13 protein-coding genes and 2 pseudogenes are annotated in these 16,264 nt (G+C 44.7%); 13 read left to right on the top strand and 2 right to left on the bottom strand.

Features of this window, described 5'->3' with window-relative positions; all coding sequences use genetic code 11:
• The first annotated feature begins 6 nt into the window (after positions 1 to 6).
• The 9 genes and pseudogenes from SPUTW3181_RS13745 (at position 7) to SPUTW3181_RS13785 (ending at position 10,175) form a co-directional block, all read left to right on the top strand.
• Positions 7 to 1,248, top strand: a complete 1,242-nt coding sequence (locus SPUTW3181_RS13745; RefSeq protein WP_011789907.1) for a sugar diacid recognition domain-containing protein — start codon at positions 7 to 9, stop codon at positions 1,246 to 1,248.
• A 124-nt stretch (positions 1,249 to 1,372) separates the two neighbouring features.
• The gene (locus SPUTW3181_RS13750) at positions 1,373 to 2,380 is read left to right on the top strand and encodes a catalase family peroxidase (RefSeq protein ID WP_011789908.1); all 1,008 of its coding nucleotides are present in this window, start codon (positions 1,373 to 1,375) and stop codon (positions 2,378 to 2,380) included.
• A 295-nt stretch (positions 2,381 to 2,675) separates the two neighbouring features.
• The gene (locus SPUTW3181_RS13755; RefSeq protein ID WP_011789909.1) at positions 2,676 to 4,034 is read left to right on the top strand and encodes a GntP family permease; all 1,359 of its coding nucleotides are present in this window, start codon (positions 2,676 to 2,678) and stop codon (positions 4,032 to 4,034) included.
• A 59-nt stretch (positions 4,035 to 4,093) separates the two neighbouring features.
• Positions 4,094 to 5,278: a glycerate kinase gene (locus SPUTW3181_RS13760; RefSeq protein WP_011789910.1), complete on the top strand. Its 1,185-nt coding sequence runs from the start codon at positions 4,094 to 4,096 to the stop codon at positions 5,276 to 5,278.
• A 233-nt stretch (positions 5,279 to 5,511) separates the two neighbouring features.
• The gene (gene panP, locus SPUTW3181_RS13765) at positions 5,512 to 7,161 is read left to right on the top strand and encodes a pyridoxal-dependent aspartate 1-decarboxylase PanP (RefSeq protein WP_011789911.1); all 1,650 of its coding nucleotides are present in this window, start codon (positions 5,512 to 5,514) and stop codon (positions 7,159 to 7,161) included.
• A gap of 486 nt (positions 7,162 to 7,647) precedes the next feature.
• Positions 7,648 to 8,283 (top strand): annotated as a pseudogene (locus tag SPUTW3181_RS13770) (IS256 family transposase); the annotation flags it as partial.
• Positions 8,261 to 8,556: pseudogene (locus SPUTW3181_RS22350) on the top strand (IS110 family transposase); the annotation flags it as partial. The pseudogenes SPUTW3181_RS13770 and SPUTW3181_RS22350, both read left to right, overlap by 23 nt.
• Before the next feature lie 643 nt (positions 8,557 to 9,199).
• Positions 9,200 to 9,574, top strand: a complete 375-nt coding sequence (locus tag SPUTW3181_RS13780) for a hypothetical protein (RefSeq protein ID WP_011789914.1) — start codon at positions 9,200 to 9,202, stop codon at positions 9,572 to 9,574.
• 145 nt (positions 9,575 to 9,719) lie between these two features.
• Complete coding sequence (locus tag SPUTW3181_RS13785) at positions 9,720 to 10,175, top strand: hypothetical protein (RefSeq protein WP_011789915.1); 456 nt, start codon at positions 9,720 to 9,722, stop codon at positions 10,173 to 10,175.
• A gap of 676 nt (positions 10,176 to 10,851) precedes the next feature.
• Here SPUTW3181_RS13785 and SPUTW3181_RS13790 read toward each other — a convergent pair.
• Together SPUTW3181_RS13790 and SPUTW3181_RS13795 are read right to left on the bottom strand one after the other, a co-directional pair.
• Positions 10,852 to 11,868 (bottom strand): IS110-like element ISSpu22 family transposase, encoded by a 1,017-nt coding sequence (locus SPUTW3181_RS13790; RefSeq protein WP_011789916.1) that lies wholly within the window; start codon positions 11,866 to 11,868, stop codon positions 10,852 to 10,854.
• Between the two features lie 533 nt (positions 11,869 to 12,401).
• Complete coding sequence (locus SPUTW3181_RS13795) at positions 12,402 to 13,361, bottom strand: hypothetical protein (RefSeq protein WP_011789917.1); 960 nt, start codon at positions 13,359 to 13,361, stop codon at positions 12,402 to 12,404.
• A gap of 199 nt (positions 13,362 to 13,560) precedes the next feature.
• Between SPUTW3181_RS13795 and SPUTW3181_RS13800 the strand changes: the two genes are divergently transcribed.
• From SPUTW3181_RS13800 to SPUTW3181_RS13815, 4 genes are all read left to right on the top strand, one after another.
• Complete coding sequence (locus tag SPUTW3181_RS13800; RefSeq protein ID WP_014610273.1) at positions 13,561 to 13,878, top strand: hypothetical protein; 318 nt, start codon at positions 13,561 to 13,563, stop codon at positions 13,876 to 13,878.
• A 57-nt stretch (positions 13,879 to 13,935) separates the two neighbouring features.
• Positions 13,936 to 14,451 carry a ClbS/DfsB family four-helix bundle protein gene (locus tag SPUTW3181_RS13805; RefSeq protein ID WP_011789919.1) on the top strand — a complete coding sequence of 172 codons (516 nt, stop codon included), beginning with the start codon at positions 13,936 to 13,938 and terminating at the stop codon, positions 14,449 to 14,451.
• A gap of 30 nt (positions 14,452 to 14,481) precedes the next feature.
• Complete coding sequence (locus tag SPUTW3181_RS13810; RefSeq protein ID WP_011789920.1) at positions 14,482 to 15,138, top strand: Vat family streptogramin A O-acetyltransferase; 657 nt, start codon at positions 14,482 to 14,484, stop codon at positions 15,136 to 15,138.
• A 188-nt stretch (positions 15,139 to 15,326) separates the two neighbouring features.
• The gene (locus SPUTW3181_RS13815) at positions 15,327 to 16,163 is read left to right on the top strand and encodes an AraC family transcriptional regulator (RefSeq protein ID WP_011789921.1); all 837 of its coding nucleotides are present in this window, start codon (positions 15,327 to 15,329) and stop codon (positions 16,161 to 16,163) included.
• Positions 16,164 to 16,264 lie beyond the last annotated feature (101 nt).

Raw genomic sequence — 16,264 nt, forward strand, 5'->3', positions numbered from 1 at the left:
CCTTTTATGTATCTTCTCGATTCAGCCATAGCCAAACAAATTGTCAGTCGCACCATGAAAATCATTGGTCACAATATCAATGTGATGAATGGCCAAGGGATGATATTAGGCTCAGGGGATCCTAAGCGAATAGGTTCCATCCACGAGGGCGCACTATTGGCAATTGCCCAAAATCGCAATGTCGAGATAAGCCAAGAGGTCGCAGCAAGTCTGCATGGTGTCAAACCCGGTATCAATTTACCTTTGCATTATCAAGGACAAATTATCGGTGTTGTCGGTATAACAGGCGATCCTAACGAGCTAACCCATTACGGCGAATTACTGAAAATGACCGCCGAAATGATTGTTGAACAAGCCAACCTGCAAGATAAACTGCAATGGGAAAATCGCCAAAGAGAAGAGTTTATCCTGCAGCTTATCAAAGCAGAAACCGATGATAGGCAGTTACATCGCTGGGCAAAACAACTTGATATTGATATGAGTATGCCAAGAGTCGCGGCTATCATAGAGATCAGTGAGAAAAGTACGCCAATAAAAATACCGAAACGGCCCTCAGATCCCCTTGCCATTGACTTAGCGGATACCCTTCAAGTGAATGCTACTGATGATCGTAACCACAGGGTCGGTGAAACCCTTAAGCAAGTGTTGCATTTACTTCAATACCCCGATCGTGGCAACTTAATAGCCATGACCTCCATGTCGCAGCTTGTGATTTTAAAACCCGCTTTTTTAGATGGAAAACAGTGGGATCCAGAGCTTGAGAATCAACGTATAGATCGATTGCTCCAGCGCTTACCCGCGCAGATGAACCTTAATTTTAAAATCGCCCTAGGCCACTTTTTTCCCGAAAACGGCGGTATTGCACGCTCCTATCAAACGGCATTGGAAACCTTAGCACTGGGTAAACAACTCAACCCAGAAGGGAATAAATACCTGTTCGAAGATTATTCACTGCAAGTACTGCTTTCAGGGCTTAAACATGACTGGCGTGGCCAAGCACTGGCAACGCCTTATCAACAACTTGCAAAAGCGGATAAAAACGGTCAATTACGTAAAACCTTAGCCGCCTATATCACCCACTTCGGTGATGCCCAGCAATGTGCTAACACCTTATTTATTCACCGTAATACCCTAAGGTATCGCCTCGATAAAATTCAACAAATCACCCAAGCCGATATTCAATCCTTACATGGATTGCTAAGCCTGTATCTCGGGCAGCTTATTGATTCTTCAAAAAACACGGGGTAATCCGTAAAACTAAAATAGGCTAAGCCTGTAAGTAAAAATAATGGGTCGATTGAAAGATTTATACCGTATCCCCTTTCTTATTGGGTCAGAGCCATCCGGACTCAATTTATAGAAAGGAATGACCATGAACCCGAACTCACTCACGTTACTTGTCAAAGCGAGCATTATTGCAGGTTTTACCTTGATTTCACCGATACTCAGTGCTGCTGAAAAAACCATTCCTGAATTAGTCGATGCCGTCAATGGTACACCCGATGCCGCCAGTCGAGCAGCGGGAAAAGCAGTAAAGCTGCGTAATCATGCGAAAGGATTTTGTACATCAGGCACTTTTAAGCCAGATCCACAATTGCAAAAAACCTTAGATATTCCTTTTTTTCAGCAAGAGGCGATTAAAGTTACCGCACGCTTTTCCCTTGGAGGAACAAATCCACAGATTTCCGATAAAACTCCTGGACGCTTTCTTTCCCTCAAAATTGATGGTGAAAAGGAGAATCTCAATTTTGTGACGACTAACGTCCCAGTGTTTTTTGCCAGTAATCTTGAGGATTTTTTTACCTTTCAGACCAAGGTGAAACAAGGCGCCGAAGGTCGGCAGTGGCTTATCGATAATCAGCCCGATGCTAAAGCCTTTTTCGATTACCTAAAGCAATTGCCACCTAGCCCAAGTTTTGCCAATAGCCGTTATTTTGGCGTAAACAGTTTTCTCTTTACCACCCAAAAAGGTGGTGCTCAGCACAGTGAAACGGTCGCGGGTAAGTGGATTTTTGAGCCCGTGGCAGGTACTGCCGCCCTCAGTGCCAAAGAGCTTTCGGATCTCAGTGATGATTTTTTAAAAGCTGAATTACTCGAGCGCATTAAAACCCAACCAGCACAATGGAACCTCTATATTCAACTTGCCGAAGCGGGCGATGAGATTAATGACCCAACCGTGATCTGGCCTGAGACTCGCCAGCGCTTGTTGGTCGGCCAAGTGATAATTAATGGTGAAAGAGACAGCGATCCCCAAGTGATGCAATGCGATAAAGGCATATTTAACCCGCTGTTATTACCCAAGGGAATTACCGCGTCGGCCGATCCTATACTCAATGCCCGTACTGCCGCTTATGTTGAGTCATTTATTCGCAGGCAATAACCTCAGCCACTCAATCCCACATTAATCCCCATTGTTAGCACGACAACGGGGATTAACTCATAAGCGACAACATTTCAGCGGTTCTCTTTATATTCATCCCCCCATTTTTGTGCGCACGCACAAAAATGGGGCGGGATAACTCGGTAATTCCGTGGGTTTAACCAAAGCTATTCAAATATGCCTGCACAATAATAGGATGACCTTAAAGCACCCCGGATTTGGACTCATGCCCAAATCAGAGATGCACCCTACAATATCAGTCAAAACCTCAGCCAAGAACTGAACGGGACAAACTATGAACTTAGTGCTTATTCTTATCGGCGTGATCGCATTTATTGTTATCGCGACCTCAAAATTTAAATTACACCCCTTTTTAACCTTAATCCTCGCGGCCTTTATTGCGGCTTTCGCCTATGGATTACCCAGCGGAGAAATCGCCAAAACCATCACGACGGGTTTTGGTAATATTTTAGGCTATATAGGCTTAGTGATTGTTTTAGGAACAATTATTGGCATTATTCTCGAAAAAAGCGGCGCGGCGATTACCATGGCCGATGTGGTTATTAAAGTATTAGGTAAACGCTTTCCGACATTAACCATGTCGATTATCGGTTATCTGGTGTCGATTCCGGTCTTTTGTGACTCGGGTTTTGTCATTTTAAACGCGTTAAAGCAATCGATGGCTAACCGTATGAAGGTTTCAAGCGTGTCGATGAGTGTTGCCTTAGCCACAGGTTTATATGCAACCCACACTTTTGTCCCACCGACACCTGGCCCTATCGCAGCAGCCGGTAACTTAGGCTTAGAATCAAATTTAGGCTTAGTGATTGGCGTCGGGTTATTTGTTGCAGCGGTAGCATCACTCGCAGGGATGTGGTGGGCAAACCGTTTTGCTGGCGTTGAGCCAGATGGTGAAGGCGCAGATGAGCTAAAAACACAATTAGAAGATTATGAATCACTGAAACAAAGCTATGGCGCGCTACCTAGTCCACTAAAGGCCTTCGCACCTATTTTTGTGCCTATCCTGTTAATTTGTTTAGGCTCTATTGCTAACTTCCCTTCTGCACCATTAGGCAAAGAAACCCTGTTTGATGTGCTAGTGTTCCTCGGTCAACCCGTTAATGCGCTGCTTATTGGTCTGTTTTTATCCTTAACGCTATTAAAAAGCGAAAATAAAATCAGTGAATTTAGCGAACGTATTAGCCAAGGACTTGTCACCGCAGCCCCGATTATTTTAATCACGGGAGCCGGCGGCGCCTTTGGTGCTGTGTTAAAAGTTACCCCTATTGGTGACTTTTTAGGTACCTCACTATCAGCCCTTGGGGTCGGTATCTTTATGCCCTTTATCGTCGCCGCGGCACTGAAATCGGCGCAGGGTTCATCTACTGTGGCGTTAGTGGCAACTTCTGCCTTGGTTGCACCTATGCTTGGCGATATTGGTCTTGGCAGCGAGATGGGCCGAGTACTGACGGTTATGGCGATTGGTGCAGGTGCGATGACGGTTTCCCACGCCAATGACAGCTTCTTCTGGGTTGTCACTCAATTTAGTCGTATGAGCGTTAAGCAAGCCTATAAAGCCCAAACCATGGCAACCCTTATTCAAGGCGTCACCGCCATGATTACCGTTTATATTCTAAGCCTAGTGCTACTCTAATCTAGCGCTAATCTCATCCTTGGGCGCGTGACTGCGCCCAAAAAGCTGTAGGATTTTTAATGAAGATAGTTATCGCCCCCGATTCATTTAAAGAAAGCTTAAGTGCACTCGATGTCGCCAACGCCATAGAGCAAGGTATTAAACAGGTGATCCCCGAATGTAACATAGTTAAAATTCCCGTTGCCGACGGCGGCGAAGGTACAGTGCAGTCTATGGTCGATGCCACAGGCGGCAGTATTGTTAATCTAGAAGTCATGGGGCCACTTGGGCATAAAGTACAAGCTCACTATGGCATTCTCGGTAATGGTTTAAATAGTCACGCAAATAACAAACCCCATCAAGGCGCAATTGCCGTCATTGAAATGGCCTCTGCCTCTGGGCTACACCATGTGCCAAGGGAGCTTCGTAATCCACTTATCACCACAAGTTATGGAACGGGCGAGCTAATTTGTGATGCGCTTAATCGGGGGATAAAGCACATCATTTTAGGGCTAGGCGGCAGTGCCACTAACGATGGCGGCGCGGGTATGGCTCAGGCGCTGGATATTCTATTGCTGGATAGCCAAGGTAAAAGCCTCCCTTCTGGCGGCGCAGCGCTGGCCAATCTTGCCAGCATTGATATGACCAACGCCCATCCATTACTCCGTGAATGTACCTTTGAAGTCGCCTGCGATGTAGATAACCCCCTGTGCGGCGAACGGGGTGCTTCGGCGATTTTTGGCCCACAAAAAGGCGCGACACCTGAAATGGTTAAACAGTTAGATGCAGCCCTTGCCCACTATGCCAATGTGTTTGCAACCACAGCCACAGAGGATCACCGTGAACAAGCTGGCGCAGGTGCGGCAGGCGGCATGGGATTTGGTGTAATGGCCTTTTTAGATGCAGAACTGAAACCCGGTGTTGAAATTGTGATGAAAACCGTAGGTCTTGCTGACAAAATCCGCGGTGCCGATTTAGTGATCACAGGCGAAGGCCGCATCGATGGACAAACCATTTTTGGCAAAACCCCAATGGGGGTTTTAAAACAGGCCAAACTTCAAGGGATCCCAACGATTGGTATTGCTGGCTGCCTAGGGGAGAATGCCAATGCCGTTCTAGAGCAAGGAATGTCAGCGATTTTTCCTATCATCCCGCACTTAAGTCCGCTTGATGATGTACTGGCAAATGCCAAACTAAATCTTTCTAATACTGCACGTAATATCGCCTCAGTGATTGTGTTAGGCCAAGGCATTCCAAGGGGTTAACTCAGAGACCAGAAGAACTTATTGATCACAGCTTCAAGGCGTCACAATGGCGCCTTAGCCATTTAACCCCTGAAGCATCGTCTGTATTTATTACTTGATGCCTAAAAGACCTTGCAGTAAAGTGAGCTCCCTTTTTGGTAATCCGTTAGATTGAATTTAAGAGTCCTAGGTTTCATTGTCCTCTTTGGAAGAATTGACGGTTTCACTATAAAAATTAATAGACGGCACGCCCCATGACCCAAAAACTCCCTCGTCAAGCCACGGCATCTGAAGAAAGCCTAATGCGTATATTTACCGTGCCCGAAGATGCAGAATCGACGCTAAGTATTATCGAGCAGAAGCTTTCCGAGGATTTAGCAGGCTTTTTGGGTGACAGCATTGCCGCGCTCGAAAAACCTTTGTCGGAAATCGAAACCGATTTTCAAGCCTTTAAGATCCCAACTCAGCCTCGTTTTGTCTCCGATTACACCGATGAAATTATGCAAAATCTGGTGGCGCATTCGGTACATACCTCTGCGCCAAGTTTTATTGGTCATATGACATCGGCCCTGCCTTACTTTGTGTTGCCCCTGTCGAAAATGATGGTAGGTCTGAATCAAAATCTGGTCAAAATCGAAACTTCTAAGGCATTTACACCGCTTGAGCGCCAAGTGCTCGGCATGATGCACCACTTGATTTACGCCCAAGACACGGATTTTTATCAAAGCTGGATGCACAGTGCGAATCATTCCCTCGGGGCTTTTTGTTCAGGCGGTACGGTTGCCAATATCACGGCGCTGTGGATTGCCCGTAACCAATTATTAAAGGCAGATGGTGAGTTTAAAGGTGTTACCCGCGAAGGGCTACTCAAGGCGCTGCGCTATTATGGTTATGATGATTTAGCGATTTTGGTCTCGGAACGCGGGCATTACTCCCTAGGTAAAGCGGTCGATCTGCTCGGTATTGGTCGCGATAATATCATTAGTATTCCCACGGATAGCCACAATAAAGTCGATATCGCCAAGATGCGCGAAGCGGCGCTTGAACTTGCCCGTAAAAATATCAAGGTATTGGCCATTGTTGGCGTGGCTGGTACAACTGAAACCGGTAATGTCGACCCGCTGATTGAGTTAGCTGCGCTGGCAAAAGAGCTAAATTGCCATTTCCATGTAGATGCAGCATGGGGAGGTGCGAGTTTATTATCCAATAAATACCGCCACTTACTCGCAGGTATCGAACTTGCTGATTCGGTGACTATTGATGCCCATAAGCAGATGTATGTGCCTATGGGCGCTGGCATGGTGTTATTTAAAAACCCCGAGTTTGCCCACGCCATTGCCCACCATGCAGAATATATTTTGCGCCGTGGTTCAAAGGATTTAGGCAGTCAAACGCTGGAAGGTTCGCGCCCCGGCATGGCGATGTTAGTGCACGCTTGCTTACAGATCATCGGCCTCGATGGTTATGAAATCTTAATCAATAACAGCATTGAAAAAGCCCGTTATTTTGCCGAACAAATCAAAGCCCATAAGGATTTTGAGCTAGTTACTGAGCCTGAACTTTGCCTACTAACCTATCGTTATGTGCCCGCCAAGGTGCAAGCCGCGATACAAGTGGCGATTGAGCAAGGTGACACTGCAAAACTTGCCCGCTTTAATGAACTGCTCGATGGGCTTACCCAGTTTATTCAAAAGCACCAGCGCGAACAGGGCAAATCCTTCGTCTCCCGCACCCGCATCTCCCCCGCCCGCTATTTTAGACAAGCGACCGTGGTGTTTCGCGTAGTACTCGCCAACCCCCTCACCAGCCATGAAATTCTAAATCAAGTGCTGGTCGAGCAAAGCGAAATCGCTGCATTAGATAAAGAGTTTCTACCCGCGCTAATGGCGATGATTGCTGAATAGTGAGTTGTTTAGCGAAAGCTTTTAATCTCATTTAAATACAGAGTGTTAATCAAAAACAGCCGCAAATTTCTTGCGGTTGTTTTGTTTGTAGTGCTGGGATGAAGGAAGGTTAAGTTAAAACCAAGCACTTCTGCTCTCGTTGCGGATACGGCGAATTCCATTGCTTCCGTGACACGCCGTGAAGCCATCCATGGCGGCTCTACGATGACATCCATGTCATCGAAGGTCACGTCCGCAGTTGAATTCGCCCTTGGCAAATTTCGGTGTAATCTGCGGCAAAGTTTGAAAATATGGGTATTTAGCTGTTGTGCGCATGGTTTTACCCTTGGGATACGCAGCCTCACTGCGGGTTAACTTGCCTACGCTTCACAGCGTTGACTAAGTGCGCTTATAGGTATAGGGGATTTTAAGCGGGAGGAAAGCCTACCCGGGTAGTGTTCAAATTTCTGTGTCATTTCTTTAAGCTATACCAAAAAGAGATGATTTATGACCACACCTACTTTTGATATCAATGCTGCCATTCAAGCACTACGTGAAGGAAAAGACCTCACCGGCAAGGATGGCATCTTAACCCCTTTGATTAAACAACTCACTGAAGCGGCCTTGGCGGCAGAGCTGGATGGCCATTTGGCGAGCACTGAAGGCGCCAATCGTAAAAACGGTAAAACCACTAAAACGGTTAAAAGCCCCCTTGGCAACTTCGAGTTGAACACGCCCAGGGACAGGGCGGGCACCTTCGAACCTCAATTAGTCAAAAAGCACCAAACCCAACTTACCGATGAAATGGAGCGTAAAATCATTGGCTTATTTTCATTAGGCTCCAGCTACCAAGATATTCGCGCGCATATCGAAGACATGTACGGCATGTCGGTGTCCAACGGCACGGTGAACGCCATCACTGACAAGTTACTCCCTGAGCTTCAAGCATGGCGTGAACGCGAGCTAGAGCCGCTTTATCCCGTCATATGGCTCGATGCGATTCACTATAAAATCAAAGAGAACGGTCGCTTTATTAGCAAGGCGGTTTACACCATTTTGGCCCTTAACGTCGAAGGTAAAAAAGAGCTGTTAGGCCTATATCTGTCTGATAATGAAGGGGCTGTGTGGTGGAGCAAATTACTGGGCCAGAGAATTTGAGCTGTTGGGCCATAACGTCAAGCTAATCGCACCTCAATTTGTGGTGCCTTTTCGGCAAGGTAATAAAAATGACTACAACGATGCCTTAGCCATCGCTGAAGCTACGCAGCGACCCAACATGCGGTTTGTAAACCCCAAAGGCGTCGCGCAGCAAGATGTGCAACTGCCCCACCGCATGCGCGAACGATTAACTAAACAATCAACCGCCTTAATCAAGTCTGAGGGATGTTAGCGGAATACGGCATTGTAGAGAGAAAGAAAGGACATCCACATATTTTTAAGGCTAGAAGTGAATTTATGCCCTGATGTGTCGACTTGAAAATGGAAATTGATCGTGTGGGAACTGGCTAAAAAGGTACACAATAATTAACGAAATTAAGCACTCTCATGGAAGTGACCGTTGACGGCATGGATGCCGTCGTCGAGCCCTCAGGGATGAGTTAATGGCGTGTCACTGGAATGAAAGTGCTTAATTGTAAAGACGGACTTATAGCCTCAAAAAAATAAAAAGAGTAAGGACACCTACATATTTTTAAGGTTAAAAGTGAATATATGTCCTGATGTGCCGACTTGGAAATGGAAATTGATAGTGTGAAAACTGGCTAAAAAGGTACACAGGAATTAACGAAATTAAGCACACTCGTGGAAGTGGCCGTTGGCGGCATGGCCGCTCATTCATATCTGACCCATAGGGATATGGGGAATATCACTATTATGTCGGGAACATAATTGACCATGTGACCGTGGCATTCGCGCATCCATATGCAGTAGATGCCGCCGTCGACCCCTCTGGGATGACTTTTATTATTTAAGCAGAGCGTGTCACTGGAATGAGAGTGCTTAATTATGTCACTGGATTTATAGTTTCAACATCAAAACATCACTATATCAAGGAACGACTATGTACTTTATTGCAGCTTTTGGTCTATTGATGTTGTTATTAAGTCTAGTGATGGCTGTAAAGCCTGAGTCTTTCTCTAAGGGGATTATTTCATTTAGCGAACAGCCCTACTTCCATATTGCTGAGGTGACCAGCCGAATTATTGCGGGTCTCATTTTTACCCATTACTCAACCGATACTCAGTTTCCACAGGCCATTTTTGCGATAGGTATTGTGTTGTTAGGTGTCGGAATGGGCTTGGCGTTAACGCCTCCAAGGTTACATAGGAAGTTTGCGCTATGGTCTGCTCAATACTTCAACAATAAATTCCGTTTAATTGGTCTATTTTCCATCCCGCTATCTTTGTTACTTATCTATTCTGCTGTTGACGCCTAAAAAATAGTATGCAATCCAACAACAAGGATTTTGTCACAATAATTTAGTTTTAGCTAAAGCAATCGCAACTTGTAAAAAACAACTCTAACATATTGATTCGTATAACAAGTATTGCTTTCCAAGCAGCATCTGTCGGAGAAAAAGGATGTTTATCAGATATATTTTAATGCTCACTGCCGTGCTGCTATGCCTTTACCCTGTTTGGGGATTAGTGAGCCCAGCAAGCTACTTGCAGGAGATATTAGAGGTTTATCCCGATGCGGAACAAGCCAGTCATACTCAAGTACGAATTACGGCGGCTATTTTATGGATAAGCAATCTGACGCTATCATTTGCGTTACTATTTATTGCAAAATTCATTAAACAACCTCAAACGTACAAATTCGCGAAAATATCGTCTATCGCATTGATTAGCTATCCATTTATTCTGACGATAACAGAGACGATTTCTAATAGCATTCTATACCGCAATCTAGAACATCCTACGTTGACAATCGAGTTTTCAGCGCAAAAAATGTTCTATTTCGTATTTGGTCTGATCATTTGGGGAATTTATCAATCCCAACATGAGTACAAACAAAATTTAACGAGAAACCCATAGAAAGACAGTAGTTTAACGAGACACTCATTGTTAAATTTCTAAAAGTGGTAGTAAGCATTACTCAGTTTGCTTTGCATGACTTGCAAACAACACAAAAGTGAAGGAGTTCACCTTCCCCTCGGAGTTGCCGCAGGGCATTTGCGTTCGTTGCGTGAGCGAGGCATGGATGCCGAGATAGCGTCAGTCGAATCAGGGACGAGCGTCTGACGCGGTAGCATAAGGACGCTAAATGCCCAAGGGGCTTTCAACTCCGTTAGGGGCGTCTTGGAGCATCCAAGGAGGATAGGACGAGCAGTCCTCCTTGGTCGGGTGTGGGGTGAAGCCCCACGACGTTGACTTTGCTTTTAAATAATTTAACCCACTTAGGTGTTCTAATAAGTTAACCAATCCCAAATCGCAGCTATAAAACTTATATGGACCCATCCGGTTTGCAAGACATTCGATATCAATTTTGAGAAGAGTTCATTGCACCCATATATTCGGCCTGTTATTGAGGGATTCCTCTGGCCCTGATGGATATTTGCTTCTACTGTCCTTATCATCCCTGCGGCTTCATCAGAGCCTATGTTTTCGTAAGGTTTTTAGTAGATCAGTCTGACTGTCTCATCATCAAATCAAGTGTCTTAGCAACTTGCTGGTTGGTTAATCGTTAACATAATAAGTACATTTGATGTTGTTACATAGCGAGCCGAAACTCTTCTTCACGTGCCGCGATAACCCATGACATTCTGGCGAGCTTATTCGCGACGGCCACGCACGCACGATTGAAACCTCGGCGTTCCGCTAGCTGGATAGCCCAACAACTCAACTTATCCGACTTACTCCCACTGTGTCGCAACACCGCTCTGGCGCCGTGAATAAACAGCGTACGTAAATAGGCGTTTCCCCGCTTACTTATCCCGAGGAGGTTATCTTTCCCGCCACTGCTGTGCTGCTTAGGTACTAAGCCACACCAAGCTGAAAAATGTCGGCCATTGTTAAAGTCTTTACCGTCACCCACTGCAGCATAAATCGCCGTAGCGGTGACAGGCCCAACACCAGGAATAGTCTGTAATCGCTGACAAATCACATTGTTTTGAGTTTCGTTTAGTACTTGGGTGTCACAACTCTTAAGCCGTTTCTCAATGTCGATAACCTCATCATATAACTGATAAAAGATGGCTCTACCCTTGGTGGTCAGTGTATTGGCTTCATCGATCAAAATATCAGGTAACTGGGCTTTAAAAGCCGATTTACTTTTGGTAATGACAATACCGTATTCAGCTAACATGCCTCGCACTTGGTTGATTAAGGCGGTTGATTGTTTCGTTAATCGTTCGCGCATACGGTGGAGCAGTTGCACATCTTGCTGCTCGACGCTTTTGGGTTTTACAAACCGCATGTTGGGCCGCTGCGCAGCCTCCGCAATGGCTAGCGCATCGTTGTAGTCATTTTTATTACCTTGCCTAAAAGGAACCACATACTGCGGGGCAATTAACTTAACTACGTGCCCAAATTGCTCGAATTCTCTTGCCCAATAACTCGCGCCGCCACACGCCTCCATAACGATAAGGCAAGGCTCAATTTTCGCGACAAAGGGTAGCAAGTCTTTGCGTCTAAGCATTTTCTTTTTGATTAACTTGCCCGCTTTATCGACGCCAACAGCATGAAAAACAGACTTTGCGATATCTAAACCGATTGTAGTAATCTTCATAGGTGGACCCGTCCTCTTTCTGATGAGTTTTAGCGACTACATCGTGGCCCATTGCGAGGCCGATTTAAAGTGGATGGGTCCATTCCATTATCCCTTGTAAAGCTACCTTCAGATTAACCCCAAGCATCCATGTCATCGTAATCATCTGAAAAATAAAAAAGACAGAGTAAGGACATCCACACATCTCTAAGATTAAAGGTGGAAGACATTCCCATAAATACCTGCTTGAAAATGAAAGATTATAGAGGGGAATGTGTACAGGCATGGGTTTTGTTAATAATTAACGGTATTTATAATCAACTACATATGGATAAGTAAATTACTCGTCAATTTTATTATTTACCGACAAATTAGCAACAAATGGCTTCATCTAACGAAAATACTATTTAAATCTTGCAGCCAGATGCAGGGAAATTATGGCCGCTAGGCCGAGTTGAGAAAATGATTTAGCTTGAGGGTATTTGCGTTGCTACTGATATTGTAGATTACGAGAGATTTTCTGAGCCGCAGTGGATTATATACCGGCGTGATATTCAGTTGATACCTCGATATTTTTGACATAATACCGAAAAATCATCTTTTGGATTAAGTAAAAAATCCTTACCCACAATTGAAGTGATTTCTGACTCTAAGATTAATGGATTATCAATTTTAAAAATCCGTCTTTCATTCAGTTTACTTTTTAAAAGAAATTCACAGTGACGCTGATAAAATAATTTATCAAACTGACCACTCGCAATAATTCTTTTAAGACCGACTTGTATTCTCTGGGCTAACCGAGGCTGATTAGGAGACACATAATAGTAGGTGGCCAGCGGTATATGTAGCAGGATATTGTCATCCACAATGAAATCTGGATAACTTTGCTTGAACAACTCAACCTCTTGAAAAGCTTCATTAACCCCTCGGCCAAATGTCACAAAGCGCTCCATAGATAACATATTGAATAAATTGTCATACTGAGTACTTTCTATCACGTTGAAACCTGCTTGTTGCATTGCTACTTTTGTAGACCATTGACTACCTGAACCTGTATCCAAAGACGTTAACTGTGCCAGTGAATTTATATTGGCTAAAATAGATAAATTCTCCTTCTTGATAATAAAAACTCTGAATCCCTGAATCCCTTTACGAATAGGGATTTTTATCGGGATAAGTTGTTCATCCCACAGCGAATTTGAGGCTTCTGCCATCACATTGACAATTTTCCCATCGACTAATGACCTAAAAATGCGATTTCGGCTCATAACTACATCAGACACTTGCAGCGATGCATCGCCAAAATCAGATTGAGTGGCCTCAATAATTAATGTTAAGAGATCATAGGTATATTCATATCGATGGTCATTTTCAGATTCGGGATGGTTGATAATAAAAACATCAACAGCATAAGAAATCGGAGTATATACACATATTCCCCAAATAAGCAGTTTAACTAATATACCTATTCTCAATGAATTAATCATAGATAAGCTCTGTGCGCTAGATAACATTCCTTTTATGCACCTCCATTATAGTAGATGGATTGCTAACCTACCCGATGGGAGAAAATACAGCAGGTAAATGGATCGTTTATTACGTGCAGCCATATAAGTATCAACTGAATTAAGGGGGGGATAAATCGCACCTTTATCGATAGGGTTTGATGATATGATTGCTCGTCCACAAGCTCTAAACAACATAGGAACTAAGATGCTTTATATGCGAAAAATCCTTCTCCCTGTGATCATGCTAAGCCTAGGCGCATTGCCTCTATATGCTCCAGCACAGGACACCAGCGCGTTATGGGGTAAAAAGTACACTGAGGTGAAATCAAGTTTATTAGCTGCTGGCTGGGTATTAGCGCCTGTAGCAGAAGATGAAACGCCAATAACAGCAGATTACCCCGAAATAACCTGTGGTAACGGCGCGATGGCAATTTGCTCTGTCGGCTTTAAGCGAGACAATAGTACACTTGCCTTAGTGGTTGAATCTATTGAACAAGAGCTTATTGTGACAGGTGAATACTAAATAGCCCAATAGATGATGTTAAACTCAGCCTAAGCATCTAATGTAGACGAGGTAGTGATGTCATCTGTACCCCAATCAAAACAAGAGCTTGAATCGGCTATTCACTCAGTTTTCCCCAAATTGATGGCAGACTATCGTTCAATCCCAGCCCAAATGTCCCGTGTGTGCAGTATAGAAGGAAACATCAAAGGTACACAAATTAGTGTAAGTGATACAGTCGCTTACCTTATTGGTTGGGGTAACTTAGTGCTCAAGTGGTACGAGTTAACATCGCAAGCACTCCCCGTTGATTTTCCCGATACGGGTTATAAATGGAATCAACTGGGATTATTAGCAGAGCGATTTCACCGAGAATATAGCCAATGGCAATATACTGATTTACTTAATGAATATGAACTGACAATGAAAAAGCTGTCAACGCTGATTGCTAGCCTCAGTGATCAGCAGTTATATGGAGTAACTTGGTACGATAAATGGACTCTGGGCCGTATGATCCAATTCAATACTTACTCCCCGATGAAGAATATGCGTACCAAAGTCAGACGATTCAAAAAAGATAATGCGTTAGCATAGCAAGCGAGTCTTTTAAGCACGGAGGTATTCATGCCAAGTCCCCACTCTCACCCGCGGTTAGGCCCAAACCCCAACGATAAAGCGCCGATGAAAGGCTTTCCTCAGGTTGGTTTTCTTAAAAATTTTATTACTCGCGAGAACATTATTGTCGGTGATTACACTTATTATGACGATCCAGCAGGGCCTGAGAGATTCGAGTCGAATGTGCTTTATCACTTTGACTTTATTGGCGATAAACTGAATATCGGTAAATTCTGTGCCATTGCGAAAGACGTGAAATTCATTATGAATGGCGCCAATCATCAAGTGTCTGGCTTCTCCACCTACCCTTTTTATATCTTCGGCAATGGCTGGGAGAAAGCGGCGCCCAAGCCCGAAGATTTACCTTTTAAGGGCGACACCTGTATCGGTAACGACGTGTGGATTGGTTATAACGCCACTATCATGCCTGGGGTGAAAATTGGCCACGGCGCCATTGTTGCCAGTCAATCCGTAGTGACAAAAGATGTACCGCCCTACGCAGTGGTTGGCGGTAATCCTGCCACAGTGATCAAGTTGAGATTCGAGCAAACTGTGATAGATGGGCTTGTTGCCATCGCTTGGTGGGATTGGCCGATAGAAAAAATCACTCAACACCTTGAGGCTATCGCGGGTGCAGAACTCACAACATTACAGCAGGCAACCTAAATATCGCCTATCGCGAGCAAGACTGAACAAAAAATCTCAAGCGACAAGCATTAAGCAACAAACATAAAAAACCGTCATTAAACGCAAACAAAATCCAATATGCGCAATTTTGTACAAAAGCACTGAGGGTTTCTGGGTTACTATCAGGCACAACCCGCCCATTCATACACTAAACACGGAGGCCTAGTGTGAACACAGAACATGCGGCCTACCAGATTGCCGATGAATTAGGTGGCCTCGAGTTACTCAATGCCCACTACCATAAACAAAACTTTAGTCGGCACACCCACGAAGGTTACACCGTCGGGGTGATTGAAACGGGGGCGCAGCGTTTTTATCGCACGGGTGGCAACCATGTGGCGCCAAAGCACAGCATCATTCTCGTTAACGCCGACGAAGTCCATAATGGCTGTAGCGCCACAGAGGGCGGTTGGTCCTATCGTGCCATGTATCCAGTACCCGCACAGTTTGCCAATATTAACAGTGATCTAGCATCAAACCGTGGTGCGCCCTATTTCCCAGAGCCCGTAGTGTACGATCCTGAATTAGCCGAATTACTGCGCTTCACCTTTACTACCTTAGATACATCGGACAATCGCTTACTGCGCGAAAGCTTGGTCTATTCAAGCTTGACACAGTTGATGACACGCCATGGCAAGAATCACCCAAGCGATGACCTCGCTGTAATCGCGAAGCCTGCGTTAGCACTGGTGAAATCCTTTATCGACGATCATCCTGCGGCCGACATCTCCCTTGAAGATCTGGCAACACTCGCGGGATTAAGCCCCTATTATTTGCTGAAGCAATTTCAGCGTTATTACGGCTTACCACCCCATGCTTACCAAATTCAGGCCAGAGTAAGACTCGCCAAAGGAAAAATCAAACAAGGCACACGACTGCTCGATGTCGCCCTCGATTGTGGTTTTCACGATCAAAGTCACTTGAATCGACATTTTAAAAAGACAGTCGGTGTTACGCCAGGGCAATTTGCCAAAGAAATAGGCCGCAATATTATCCAAGCCTAAACAACCACTTTAGGTTAATCTACCATGCTCATTCTTGCTTTCTCCTCGATTAACTAAGCAAGCAACCTTATCCAAGTATTCATTGTTTAATAGCGACCCTC

The sequence above is a fragment of the Shewanella sp. W3-18-1 genome (assembly GCF_000015185.1).
In the GTDB taxonomy this organism is placed as follows: domain Bacteria; phylum Pseudomonadota; class Gammaproteobacteria; order Enterobacterales; family Shewanellaceae; genus Shewanella; species Shewanella putrefaciens.

Excerpts from the sequence above, each read along its gene's own strand:
- SPUTW3181_RS13745 (WP_011789907.1), top strand. The coding sequence starts at position 7 with ATGTATCTTCTCGATTCAGCCATAGCCAAACAAATTGTCAGTCGCACC.
- SPUTW3181_RS13750 (WP_011789908.1), top strand. The coding sequence starts at position 1,373 with ATGAACCCGAACTCACTCACGTTACTTGTCAAAGCGAGCATTATTGCA.
- SPUTW3181_RS13755 (WP_011789909.1), top strand. The coding sequence starts at position 2,676 with ATGAACTTAGTGCTTATTCTTATCGGCGTGATCGCATTTATTGTTATC.
- SPUTW3181_RS13760 (WP_011789910.1), top strand. The coding sequence starts at position 4,094 with ATGAAGATAGTTATCGCCCCCGATTCATTTAAAGAAAGCTTAAGTGCA.
- panP (WP_011789911.1), top strand. The coding sequence starts at position 5,512 with ATGACCCAAAAACTCCCTCGTCAAGCCACGGCATCTGAAGAAAGCCTA.
- SPUTW3181_RS13780 (WP_011789914.1), top strand. The coding sequence starts at position 9,200 with ATGTACTTTATTGCAGCTTTTGGTCTATTGATGTTGTTATTAAGTCTA.
- SPUTW3181_RS13785 (WP_011789915.1), top strand. The coding sequence starts at position 9,720 with ATGTTTATCAGATATATTTTAATGCTCACTGCCGTGCTGCTATGCCTT.
- SPUTW3181_RS13790 (WP_011789916.1), bottom strand. The coding sequence starts at position 11,868 with ATGAAGATTACTACAATCGGTTTAGATATCGCAAAGTCTGTTTTTCAT.
- SPUTW3181_RS13795 (WP_011789917.1), bottom strand. The coding sequence starts at position 13,361 with ATGTTATCTAGCGCACAGAGCTTATCTATGATTAATTCATTGAGAATA.
- SPUTW3181_RS13800 (WP_014610273.1), top strand. The coding sequence starts at position 13,561 with ATGCTTTATATGCGAAAAATCCTTCTCCCTGTGATCATGCTAAGCCTA.
- SPUTW3181_RS13805 (WP_011789919.1), top strand. The coding sequence starts at position 13,936 with ATGTCATCTGTACCCCAATCAAAACAAGAGCTTGAATCGGCTATTCAC.
- SPUTW3181_RS13810 (WP_011789920.1), top strand. The coding sequence starts at position 14,482 with ATGCCAAGTCCCCACTCTCACCCGCGGTTAGGCCCAAACCCCAACGAT.